Annotated in this window: 9 protein-coding genes and 1 pseudogene; 7 read left to right on the plus strand and 3 right to left on the minus strand. The window is 59.9% G+C overall.

All coding sequences use genetic code 11. The features are described 5' to 3' along the window. Nucleotides 1-96: 96 nt before the first annotated feature. Nucleotides 97-588, minus strand: coding sequence for a CS1 type fimbrial major subunit (locus ACZZZ4_RS03360; protein WP_039758453.1), 492 nt, complete (start codon nt 586-588; stop codon nt 97-99). 499 nt (nt 589-1,087) lie between these two features. Here ACZZZ4_RS03360 and ACZZZ4_RS03365 point away from each other — a divergent pair, with 499 nt between their 5' ends. Together ACZZZ4_RS03365 and ACZZZ4_RS03370 are read left to right on the plus strand one after the other, a co-directional pair. Next, entirely contained in the window at nt 1,088-1,663 is a 576-nt protein-coding gene (locus ACZZZ4_RS03365) for a PadR family transcriptional regulator (RefSeq protein ID WP_415761581.1), read from the plus strand. Further along, complete coding sequence (locus ACZZZ4_RS03370) at nt 1,660-2,445, plus strand: siderophore-interacting protein (protein WP_039758458.1); 786 nt, start codon at nt 1,660-1,662, stop codon at nt 2,443-2,445. The genes ACZZZ4_RS03365 and ACZZZ4_RS03370 overlap by 4 nt, the downstream gene beginning before the upstream one ends. Nucleotides 2,446-2,565: 120 nt before the next feature. Here the strand turns inward: ACZZZ4_RS03370 and ACZZZ4_RS03375 are convergent, their stop codons facing one another. After that, on the minus strand, nt 2,566-3,204 hold the full coding sequence (locus ACZZZ4_RS03375) for a Pr6Pr family membrane protein (protein ID WP_463547252.1): 639 nt from the start codon (nt 3,202-3,204) through the stop codon (nt 2,566-2,568). 1 nt (nt 3,205) lies between these two features. Further along, the gene (locus ACZZZ4_RS03380) at nt 3,206-3,436 is read right to left on the minus strand and encodes a VF530 family protein (RefSeq protein ID WP_016773359.1); all 231 of its coding nucleotides are present in this window, start codon (nt 3,434-3,436) and stop codon (nt 3,206-3,208) included. A gap of 127 nt (nt 3,437-3,563) precedes the next feature. On the opposite strand from ACZZZ4_RS03380, the gene ACZZZ4_RS03385 reads away from it, so the two are divergent. From ACZZZ4_RS03385 to ACZZZ4_RS03405, 5 genes and pseudogenes are all read left to right on the plus strand, one after another. Then, a complete protein-coding gene (locus ACZZZ4_RS03385; RefSeq protein ID WP_463547253.1) occupies nt 3,564-3,746 on the plus strand; it encodes a hypothetical protein in 183 nt (60 codons plus the stop codon). Beyond that, nucleotides 3,739-5,100, plus strand: coding sequence for a carbohydrate porin (locus tag ACZZZ4_RS03390; RefSeq protein WP_039758463.1), 1,362 nt, complete (start codon nt 3,739-3,741; stop codon nt 5,098-5,100). The genes ACZZZ4_RS03385 and ACZZZ4_RS03390 overlap by 8 nt, the downstream gene beginning before the upstream one ends. A 219-nt stretch (nt 5,101-5,319) precedes the next feature. Further along, nucleotides 5,320-7,727, plus strand: a pseudogene (locus ACZZZ4_RS03395) (glucose/quinate/shikimate family membrane-bound PQQ-dependent dehydrogenase). Nucleotides 7,728-8,396: 669 nt separating this feature from the next. Next, nucleotides 8,397-10,811, plus strand: coding sequence for an endopeptidase La (gene lon / locus ACZZZ4_RS03400; protein ID WP_310406151.1), 2,415 nt, complete (start codon nt 8,397-8,399; stop codon nt 10,809-10,811). A gap of 187 nt (nt 10,812-10,998) precedes the next feature. Beyond that, nucleotides 10,999-11,391, plus strand: a complete 393-nt coding sequence (locus tag ACZZZ4_RS03405) for a protease inhibitor I42 family protein (protein ID WP_463547254.1) — start codon at nt 10,999-11,001, stop codon at nt 11,389-11,391. The last annotated feature ends 98 nt before the right edge of the window (nt 11,392-11,489 follow it).

Genomic DNA, 11,489 nt, shown 5'->3' on the forward strand with positions numbered 1-11,489 from the left:
TGACTGACAATGAAAGTCCGTCGGGGCCTACATGACTGTCTGCCCCGGCGGTTGACGCCACTCGTGAAAAGCGAGCGTATTGAACTGATCAGTTGATCAGTTGCCGCCAATCGGTGGCACGGCGTCAAAGATCATTGCCACGGAACCGGTGTAGTCACCCGGCTGGAAGTTGCTGCCCTTGGCGGAGATTTTCAGCGGTGCGCGATAGTTGACGTCGGACTCGGCTTCACCGACGACCATTTGCGGAGTGGTGGTCAGTTCCTTGTTGTTGAGCATCACTTGCAGGTCGATCGAAGTGCTGCCAGCGACCAGTTTTGGCAGACTTTCCAGGCTGGCGTGTACCGAACCGTTGTTGTTGCGCACATCGAAGAAACCGTTGACTTCGGCCATCTTGCCGGTCGTCGGCTGGTAGCTCATGTCCTGATCCTTGTTGACCAGGTCAGGATCGGTTGGCACCACGTAGAAACCATTGGTCGGCACGTGAGCGACGAGGCTGATGGAATGCGACGCTTCGCCCGCAGCGAAGGCACCGGTGGAGGTGATTGCCAGAAGAGCCAGGGGAGCAGCGATTGCGAATTTCTTGAACATCGTTCAGTACCTGTTTGCTTTATATAAGAAAGGTGTCATTAAAAGTTCATAAACCCATTGCTTAAGCAGCAGCGGATCAACTTGAACTTTCAACGGTGGGCATCATCGACTGTTGCCTCTGGAATGTAAGCAGGCAACTTCCGACAAACGCGTAGTTAAACCACCCCGCACCCCGCCAGAAAAAAGAACAAAAAACAGATACTTGCGATATTCGCTGTAAGTTTCGCCTTACATACAGTTATCCGGAAAAAACCATACAGCAACTTTGCCGCTTTAGATCAGCAACTTTGGAGGTATTAGAATATATACTCAAGAGCAACTATAGCGATAACTTTAACTTCAAGATCACGGCATCGTTCAATTACCCAAATATATTTTTTTCCGCCCGAAGGGTGCTGGTGACCGCTCGTCCGTCGAAACGCGCTTGAGGGAAAAACGTCTTGCGTCGCCTTTAAGATATATCTTAAGTTGTATCTAAATACGACGTGAGAGAAGCGAAATGAGAGACCATCATTCCCCCCACCGCGAGCACGGCGACGGCCGCGACGGCTTCGAGAAGCGCCCGGGTCGCGAACGCGGCGGCCGCGGCCCTCGAGTGTTCGCCCCCGGTGATCTGAAATTGCTGTTGCTGGCGCTGATTGCCGAACAGCCATGCCACGGCTACGACCTGATCCGCCAGATCGAAGGCATGTTCGACGGCGCCTACAGCCCGAGCCCCGGGGTGATATACCCGACCTTGACCTTTCTGGAAGAGAGCGACCTGATCGCCGGCGATGCCGAGGCCGGCAAAAAACGTTACAGCGTGACCGACGCCGGTCGTCTGTCTTTGAGTGAGCAGGCCGTAGCGCTTGATGGCGTACGCATGCGCATCGACGTCAGCAAGCGCTCACTGCGCGGCCATGATCGCCCGGCGGAAATCCACGAAGCGGTGCACAACCTGCGCCATGCCTTGCAGCTGCACCACGGTCGCTGGAGCGCCGAAGAAATCCTGCGCGTGCGCGACCTGCTCAACGACACCGCCAAAGCCATCGTCGACGGCCCTGCCGTTCAACCTGCCCCGGAGACAGCCGAATGACTGCAGTCGATACTCAAACCATTCACCGCGTCATGCATGAAATCAAACGACGCAAGCTTGAAGTATTGCGCGTCACCGACCTGACCCCGCGCATGCGCCGCATCACCCTCGGCGGGCCCGAACTGGCCGGATTCATCAGCCTGGGCACGGACGATCACGTCAAACTGCTGTTCCCGCAGAACGCCGAACAGGCAGCAGCGCTGGAGACAATGCAGCTCGGCGCCGGCAAGGACAACGGCCCGATGCCAGAGATGCGCGACTACACGCCGCGTCGCTACGATCTGGAAAAAATGGAGCTGGACATCGATTTCGTCCTGCATGGCGATGGCCCTGCCTCGACCTGGGCGGAACAGGCGCAACCGGGGCAATTTCTGCACATCGGCGGGCCGCGCGGGTCGATGATCGTGCCGGACATCTTCGACAGCTACCTGCTGATCGGCGACGAAACCGCCCTCCCCGCCATCGCCCGCCGCCTCGAAGGCCTGCCGGCAAATCGCAAGGCGCTGGTGGTGATCGAAGTGGAAAACGGCGCCGAGCAGCAAGTGCTGGAAAGCGCTGCGCAGTTCAATGTCATCTGGGTACTGCGCGAAGGCGGCAAGGACAACCTGCTGACGACGGTCAAACAGCTGCAAGTGCCCAAGGGCAATCTGTACGCGTGGGTGGCGACCGAGACCAAGGTCTCACGGCAGATTCGCCGGGTGTTGATCGATGAGCATGGTCTCGATGAACAGTTCATCAAGGCGGTCGGCTACTGGCGCGCGGAGGGATCTGACGAGGAGTGATTTTCTCCTGACCACAATTCCCGTGTGGGAGCGAGCTTGCTCGCGAAAGCGGTGTGTCAGTCAACATCCATGCAAACTGATACACCGCATTCGCGAGCAGGCTCGCTCCCACATTGAATATCAACTTCGTGCGGACAATCTGCGGTCGAGGCCGATTACCAGCACCCCCACCAACACAAACCCCACGAATATCCCCCCGGCATTCGCCAGCACCTGTGGATAACCCAACACCGCGACATCTATGAACGGGTACGCATACGCGCCAAGCAGATGCCCGCGCAGCAAGGCGTAGATGAAATACACCAGCGGATAGATCAGCCACAGCGGCAGGTGCCACAGGCGCAACGTGCCTTTGGGAACGCAGCGCCACCAATAGCCGAGAAACAGCAATGGCATGACGTCATGGAGCAATTCATCGGCGACAAACTGCCAGCCTTGGGGATGCCACAAGTGCCGCAACAAAATGCTGTAGGCCAGACCGACCACGGCGATGCTTACCGCAATGCCACTGCTGACCCAGGGTTGCAGGAACCAGCGCCGCGCTGCGGATTCGCGCTCGGTGACCGCGCAGGTCAGCACCGTCGCCACCAGGGTGTTGGTCAATATCGTGAAGTAACTGAAGAAACTCACCAGCCCGCCCAACAGGCTGGCGCCGATGCTCAATCTTGCGAAGAGGATGAGGTACAGCTGAATTGCCAGCCCTGCCCAGCCCAACACGGCCAGGCCGGTGATCAGGCGTCGCCGCCTCGCGCTGTCCATCTCAGAGCGGTCGCTTGGTGCGCATCAGCTTGACGTAAAGGCGTTCGACCTTTTCCCGCGCCCATGGGGTTTTACGCAGGAAGGTCAGGCTCGACTTGATGCTCGGATCGCTTTTGAAGCAACGGATGTCGATACGCTCGGCCAGACCCGACCACTCGTAGTGAGTCACCAGTGCGTTGAGGATCTGTTCGAGGGTCACGCCGTGCAGCGGATCGGGGGATTGTTCGTTCATGCCGGGCCTCTGGGCGAAGTGGAAATGCGTAAAGCCGCGCACCTTAGCCGAGGGGCTGAGCGGGTGGAAGGCCTTCCTGCAAATGTAGGCCAACCCGGGAAGATCGCAGGCTGTGGTCCGACTCACAATGCGCCCGTTTGCCGCACTGTTACCGAATCCGAAACGCTGCATGTCTGCAAAAGCCCTTTCTCATTTTGTTACAGATCATTATCCTGCCGCCCTTCCGCTGAAACGCTTCACTGCATGCGACAATCTGAAGCGCTCGGCCTGCACCCGTAAAACATCAAAAAAAGACTTTATTCATGGCTGATTTTTCCTCCTTCCGAGATAGCGCTACCTTCGCGCTGCGCACCTTCGGCGGCTGCACCGCCCTTGGCCTTGCCACCTGCGTCCAGGCAGCTCCAGCCTTCGACAGTGAGTCACCGTACATGCTCGGTGACTGGAACGGCACGCGCACAGAACTCGCGGAAAAAGGCTACGACTTCAAACTCGATTACACCGGCGAAATGGGCAGCAACCTGCACGGCGGCTATGACCACGATCGCACTGCGCGCTATAGCGACCAGTTCGGCCTCGGCACCCATCTGGATCTGCAGAAGATCCTTGGCTGGAACGACGCCGAGTTCCAACTGACCATTACCAAACGCAGCGGCAACAACATCAGCAATGACCGCATCAACGATCCGCGCGTTGGCGGCTTCACTTCGGCGCAGGAAGTCTGGGGACGTGGCCAGACTACGCGCCTGACGCAAATGTGGTATCAGCAGAAATTCTTCGATCAGAAACTCGACATCAAGGTCGGCCGGTTCGGCGAAGGCGAAGATTTCAACAGCTTCCCCTGCGATTTTCAGAACCTGGCGTTCTGTGGCTCGCAGGTTGGTAACTGGGTCGGCGGCATCTGGTACAACTGGCCGGTCAGCCAATGGGCGCTGCGGGTCAAATATCACCTGACGCCGGAGCTGTACGCACAGGTCGGCGCCTATGAGCAAAACCCGTCGAACCTCGATCGCGGCAACGGTTTCAAACTCAGCGGCAGCGGCACCCAGGGCGCGATCCTGCCGGTCGAACTGGTGTGGACGCCGAAGCTCAACGGCCTGCCGGGCGAATACCGCGCCGGTTATTACTACAGCAACGCCAAAGCGTCTGACGTTTATAAAGATCGCAATGACCAGCCGGCAGCGCTGAGCGGCGAAGCCTACCGCAGCGCGTCGAGCAAGCACGGCGTATGGCTGGGCCTGCAGCAGCAGGTCACCAGTGTCGCCAGCGATAACAGCCGGGGTTTGAGCCTGTTCGCCAACGCGACGATGCACGACAAGAAAACCAATGCCATCGACAACTACGTGCAGGCCGGCTTGACCTACAAAGGTCCGTTCGATGCTCGCGCCAAGGACGACATCGGTTTCGCCCTGGCCCGCGTCCACGTCAACCCGGCCTATCGCAAGAATGCCGAAATGACTAACCGCGCCAACGCCGTCTACGACTACGACAATCCGGCGTTCCTGCCACCGCAGGACACCGAGTACAGCGCCGAGCTGTATTACGGCGTGCACGTGACCAATTGGCTGACCGTGCGCCCGAACCTGCAATACATCCGCCACCCCGGTGGCGTGAACGACGTCGACGACGCCCTGATCGGCGGGATCAAGATCCAGTCGTCGTTCTAGAGATCTACACAAATCCAATGTAGGCGTGAGCCTGCTCGCGATAGCGGTGTTACAGGCGACATCTCCAGAGACTGAAACAGCGCTACCGCGAGCAGGCTCACTCCTACACGAATGCATTTCGTTAGCCGAACAAGTTTTTATCTGAACCATGCCTGCGCCAAATCGTCATCTAAAGTGACTACAGCGCGGGACTACATAAACGTCACGGAGAATCACACTATGAGCACCGAAAGTGCTTCGAGTCGGGGCCGTCTGCTACCGGGCCTGCTCGGCATTCTGCTTCTACTGATGGGCCTGGCCATGCTGGCCGGGGAGTCAAGCTGAGCATGCTCGGCGGCTCGCTTTACTATCTGCTGGCCGGTATCGGCATCGCATTGACCGGCATCCTGCTGCTGATGCGCCGTCGTGCGGCGCTGGGCCTGTACGCCATCGTGCTGTTCGCCAGCACCGTATGGGCGTTGTGGGAAGTCGGTCTGGACTGGTGGCAACTGGTGCCGCGTCTGGCGATGCTGTTCGCCCTTGGTCTGGTGATGCTGCTGCCGTGGTTCCGTCGCCCGCTGCTGCTCAACGGTCCGGCGCCAATGGGCACCGGCGCCTTGAGCGTAGCGGTGGTACTGGCCGGCCTGACCGCTGTAGCCAGTCAGTTCACCAACCCTGGGGAAATCAAAGGCCAACTGGACCGCGACAGCGTCGACGGTATGACCAACACCGCCCCGACCATGCCCGACGGTGACTGGAACTCCTACGGCCGCAGCGCCCACGGTGATCGTTACTCGCCACTGGCGCAGATCACCCCGGCCAACGTGAGCAAACTCGTACCGGCCTGGACCTACCGCACCGGCGACATCCCGGGGCCGAACGATCCGGGCGAAACCACCGCTGAAAACACCCCGCTGAAAGTCAACGGCATGCTCTATGTGTGCACGCCGCACAGCCAGGTGATTGCGCTGGATCCGGACAGCGGTAAGGAAATCTGGCGCTTCGATCCGAAGCTGAGCACGCAGAACGCGGCCAACTTCAAAGGTTGGGCGCACATGACCTGCCGTGGCGTGAGCTATCACGACGACGCGGTCTATGCCTCCGAGCAGAGCCCGACCGGTTCGGCCAGCCCGGCCCCGGCCAGCGCCTGCCCGCGTCGCATCTTCCTGCCAACCGCCGACACCCGTCTGATCGCCCTGAATGCCGACACCGGCAAAATGTGCGAAGACTTTGGCGACAAAGGCCAGGTCGACCTGAGCGCCAACATCGGCGGCTTCAACGCCGGCGGCTACTACTCCACTTCGCCACCTGCGGTCACCAAGGACCTGGTGGTGATTGGCGGTCACGTCACCGACAACGTTTCCACCGACGAGCCTAGCGGCGTGATCCGCGCGTTCGACGTGCACACCGGCAAACTGGTGTGGAACTGGGACAGCGGCAACCCGGACGACACCGCGCCGATCGCCGAAGGCAAGACCTATACGCGCAACTCGCCGAACATGTGGTCGATGTTTGCCGTAGACGAAAAACTCGGCATGCTCTACCTGCCGATGGGCAACCAGACCCCGGACCAGTTCGGTGGCATGCGTACGCCTGAATCGGAACTGCACGCCGCTGGCCTGACCGCGCTGGACATCGCCACCGGTAAGGTGCGCTGGAACTTCCAGTTCACCCACCATGACCTGTGGGATATGGACGTCGGCGGTCAACCGACCGTGATGGACATCAAGACCGCTGACGGCGTCAAGCCAGCGGTACTGGCGTCGACCAAGCAGGGCAGCATCTACGTGCTGGATCGCAGCACCGGCAAGGCCATCGTACCGATCAACGAAATCCCGGTGCCGCAAGGCGCGGTGGAAGGCGACCACACTTCGCCGACCCAACCGAAATCCGACCTCAACTTCATGCCGCCGCCACTCAAAGAACGCGACATGTGGGGCGTGACGCCATTCGACCAGATGCTCTGCCGGATCGACTTCAAATCCCTGCGTTATGACGGCCCGTTCACCCCGCCATCGCTGCAAGGTTCGATCGTGTATCCAGGCAACTTCGGCGTGTTCGACTGGGGCGGCATCTCGGTCGATCCGGTGCGCCAGATCGCCTTCGTCAACCCGAGCTACATGGCGTTCCGTTCGAAACTGGTACCGGCTGCAGAAGTTGCCGGCGGCCCGGGTCGCAAGAGCGAAACCGAAGGCGTACAGCCCAACAAGGGCGCGCCATACGGCGTGATCCTCGAGGCGCTGCTGTCGCCAATGGGCTTGCCATGCCAGGCGCCAGCGTGGGGTTATGTCGCAGCGGTCGACCTTACCACCAGCAAAACCATCTGGATGCACAAAAACGGCACCGTGCGCGACAGCTCGCCGGTTCCGATCCCATTGAGCATGGGCGTACCGAGCCTGGGCGGCACCTTCACCACTGCAGGTGGCGTTGCCTTCCTGAGCGGTACCCTCGACCAGTACCTGCGCGCCTATGATGTGAAAAACGGCAAGCAACTGTGGGAAGGCCGCCTGCCAGCCGGCGCGCAAACCACACCGATGACGTACACCGGCAAGGACGGCAAGCAATACGTGCTCGTCGTCGCCGGCGGTCACGGCTCGCTGGGCACCAAGCAAGGTGACTATGTGATTGCGTACAAGCTGTCTGAGTAAGCGTTAGCGAGCGGTAAAGAAAAGGCGATGTTCCGTAAGGGACATCGCCTTTTTCATGCATGAAATCTTAAAGCTGTTCACAAGGAGTGAGCCTGCTCGCGTTAGCGGTGTGTCAGACAGCAACTTTGGGGCTGACACACCGCTATCGCGAGCAGGCTCACTCCCACAGAAAGCAAAATCAAGATCAAAAGATCGCAGCCTTCGGCAGCTCCTGCACGATGAGCGTTAGCTCGAGTAACGCTTTTGATCTTGATCCACGGGCGACGTCGGAAGGCTGAGTGGAGGGATTGATCCGGGCGTGGGAGCGCAGCGACCGTCTGGCGCAGCCAGACACAGCGCAAGGAGATGCAGCGAAGCAAACCGGGGCCGCTGCGCCCGGATCAGTCCCGGAGCGAAGGAACCCGAGCCTGCGAGGGCCGAACGCAGGAGCAAGCCTTTTGGTTCCTTTTTGGCGTTTGAAAAAGGGACTCGCCGTAAGGGCGAAACCGTAATCAGCAACACCCGCAGAAACGGATATTCCCACAAACCATCCAGAGCATGGCCGGCCCAAAGGCCGCCAAGGTCAAAAAACTGTCCCCCCTGAACACACAAGCAGAAACACACCCGCCCCATTGAAACCACGCCACCCCTGCCCCATCTAAGACCCATACCCCATTGCGCAGGTGCCCCATGACCGACCAGCAAGATCGCCCGGACAACCACGACGATTACGAAACCGACCACATCGAACACACCTCCTCCGGCACCGGCCTGGCGCTGCCCGGGCAAAACCTGCCGGACAAGGTCTACATCATCCCGATCCACAACCGTCCGTTCTTCCCGGCCCAGGTCTTGCCGGTCATCGTCAATGAAGAGCCGTGGGCCGAAACCCTCGAACTGGTCAGCAAATCCGAACACCACTCCCTGGCCCTGTTCTTCATGGATACGCCCCAGGAAGACCCGCGCCACTTCGACACCGGCGCCCTCCCCGAATACGGCACGCTGGTCAAGGTTCACCACGCCAGCCGCGAAAACGGCAAACTGCAGTTCGTCGCCCAGGGCCTGAGCCGTGTACGCATCAAGACCTGGCTCAAGCATCACCGTCCGCCGTATCTGGTCGAAGTCGAATACCCGCACCAGCCCACCGAGCCGACCGACGAGGTCAAGGCCTACGGCATGGCGCTGATCAATGCGATCAAGGAACTGCTGCCGCTCAACCCGCTGTACAGCGAAGAGCTGAAGAACTACCTCAACCGCTTCAGCCCCAACGATCCGTCGCCGCTGACCGACTTCGCCGCCGCCCTGACGTCCGCCACCGGCCCCGAGCTGCAGGAAGTGCTCGACTGCGTGCCGATGCTCAAGCGCATGGAAAAAGTCCTGCCGATGCTGCGCAAGGAAGTCGAGGTCGCGCGCCTGCAAAAGGAGATTTCCGCTGAAGTTAACCGCAAGATCGGCGAGCATCAGCGTGAGTTCTTCCTCAAGGAGCAACTCAAGGTCATCCAGCAAGAACTTGGCCTGACCAAGGACGACCGCAGTGCTGACCTCGAACAGTTCCAGCAGCGCCTCGAAGGCAAAACCCTGCCGGCGCAGGTGCAGAAACGCCTCGAAGAAGAAACCCACAAACTGTCGATCCTTGAAACCGGCTCGCCGGAATACGCGGTCACACGTAACTATCTGGACTGGGCGACTTCGGTGCCGTGGGGCGTGTACGGCGAGGACAAACTCGACCTCAAGCACGCACGCAAAGTCCTCGACAAGCACCACGCGGGTCTTGATGACATCAAGGATCGCATTCTCGAATTCCTCGCCGTCGGTGCCTACAAAGGCGAGATCAGCGGTTCGATTGTGTTGCTGGTCGGCCCGCCGGGCGTGGGTAAAACCAGCGTTGGCAAATCCATCGCCGAATCCCTCGGGCGGCCGTTCTACCGCTTCAGCCTCGGCGGCATGCGCGATGAAGCCGAAATCAAGGGCCACCGCCGCACCTACATCGGCGCGCAGCCGGGCAAACTGGTGCAAGCGTTGAAAGACGTCGAGGTGATGAACCCGGTGATCATGCTCGACGAGATCGACAAGATGGGCCAGAGCTACCAGGGCGACCCGGCCTCGGCGCTGCTGGAAACCCTCGATCCTGAGCAGAACGTCGAATTCCTCGACCACTACCTCGACCTGCGCATGGACTTGTCGAAAGTGCTCTTCGTCTGCACCGCCAACACCCTCGACTCGATCCCCGGCCCGTTACTCGACCGGATGGAAGTGATTCGCCTGTCCGGCTACATCACCGAAGAAAAAGTCGCCATCGCCAAGCGGCACCTGTGGCCGAAACTGCTGGAAAAGGCTGGCGTGTCGAAAGGCAGCCTGAGCATCAGCGACACCGCACTCAAAGCCCTGATCGACGGTTACGCCCGTGAAGCCGGCGTGCGCCAGCTGGAAAAGCAGATGGGCAAACTGGTGCGCAAAGCGGTGATGAAGCTGATCGACGATCCGAAAGCAGTGATCAAACTCGGCCCGAAAGACCTCGAAGCCTCGCTGGGCCATCCGGTGTTCCGCAATGAGCAAGTCTTGTCCGGCACCGGCGTGATTACCGGTCTGGCCTGGACCAGCATGGGCGGCGCCACGTTACCGATCGAAGCCACGCGGATTCACACGCTCAACCGTGGCTTCAAACTCACCGGGCAACTGGGCGATGTGATGAAGGAATCGGCAGAGATCGCCTACAGCTACGTCAGCTCGCACCTCAAGCAGTTCGGCGGTGATGCGAAATTCTTCGACGAAGCTTTCGTCCACCTGCATGTGCCTGAAGGCGCGACGCCGAAGGACGGCCCAAGCGCCGGCGTGACCATGGCCAGTGCGTTGCTCTCGCTGGCACGCAATCAGCCGCCGAAAAAAGGCGTGGCAATGACGGGTGAGCTGACGCTGACCGGGCATGTACTGCCGATCGGCGGCGTGCGCGAGAAAGTGATCGCGGCGCGCCGGCAGAAGATTTTCGAGTTGATTCTGCCGGAGCCGAACCGGGGTAACTTCGAGGAATTGCCGGATTATCTGAAGGAAGGGATAACCGTGCACTTTGCCAAGAAGTTTGCGGATGTGGCGAAGGTGCTCTTCTGACAGTTTTCAGGGCCTGATATATCGCTATCGCGAGCAGGCTCGCTCCTACATTTGGAATGCGTTCCCCTGTAGTAGTGAGCCTGCTCAAGATGGCGTCAGTCGGGTCAACGCAAAACCCACCTGTCACACTTTGTCTCATCTTCAGTTATGCTCGCCGTTCGTCGTAACCGCCGGAGCTGCTGACCTTATGTCCCCCACTCGCCTGTTTCTCCCCCTCGCCCTTTGCTTGCTGGCCGCCTGCGCCACGCAACCGAAACACAACGTGACCGTGGAAAAACAAAGCGAATGCCCGGTGCGGCTCACGACCGGACAAAACCTGATCATCACCCTGCCGAGCAACCCGACCACGGGTTATCGCTGGGCGATTCAGGATTCGGCTGGCGGCGTGTTGCGTGCGCTCAGCCCGGAGGTCTACAGCAATCCGGAAGATGCCGGCGTGGTCGGCGCAGCGGGTATATCAACCTGGCGCTTCCAGGCATTCGCAGCCGGCACCGGGCGCTTGCGCCTGACTTCGCAACAACCCTGGGCGCCGGAAGTGCTGCCCGTGGAAACCTTTGACTGCGCCATTTCCGTGAACTGACTGCGGCAAACCGCGCTGGCTTCTTCGCGAGCAGGCTCGCTCCCACAGGACACCGCGATCCCCTGTGGGAGCGAGCCTGCTCGCGAAAGCGATATCCC

This window comes from Pseudomonas sp. AC252 (assembly GCF_979258105.1).

Bases quoted from the DNA above. Each gene is read 5' to 3' on its own strand.
- lon (WP_310406151.1), top strand. From the start codon at position 8,397: ATGACCGACCAGCAAGATCGCCCGGACAACCACGACGATTACGAAACC.
- ACZZZ4_RS03360 (WP_039758453.1), bottom strand. From the start codon at position 588: ATGTTCAAGAAATTCGCAATCGCTGCTCCCCTGGCTCTTCTGGCAATC.
- ACZZZ4_RS03390 (WP_039758463.1), top strand. From the start codon at position 3,739: ATGGCTGATTTTTCCTCCTTCCGAGATAGCGCTACCTTCGCGCTGCGC.
- ACZZZ4_RS03370 (WP_039758458.1), top strand. From the start codon at position 1,660: ATGACTGCAGTCGATACTCAAACCATTCACCGCGTCATGCATGAAATC.
- ACZZZ4_RS03385 (WP_463547253.1), top strand. From the start codon at position 3,564: ATGCGCCCGTTTGCCGCACTGTTACCGAATCCGAAACGCTGCATGTCT.
- ACZZZ4_RS03365 (WP_415761581.1), top strand. From the start codon at position 1,088: ATGAGAGACCATCATTCCCCCCACCGCGAGCACGGCGACGGCCGCGAC.
- ACZZZ4_RS03380 (WP_016773359.1), bottom strand. From the start codon at position 3,436: ATGAACGAACAATCCCCCGATCCGCTGCACGGCGTGACCCTCGAACAG.
- ACZZZ4_RS03375 (WP_463547252.1), bottom strand. From the start codon at position 3,204: ATGGACAGCGCGAGGCGGCGACGCCTGATCACCGGCCTGGCCGTGTTG.
- ACZZZ4_RS03405 (WP_463547254.1), top strand. From the start codon at position 10,999: ATGTCCCCCACTCGCCTGTTTCTCCCCCTCGCCCTTTGCTTGCTGGCC.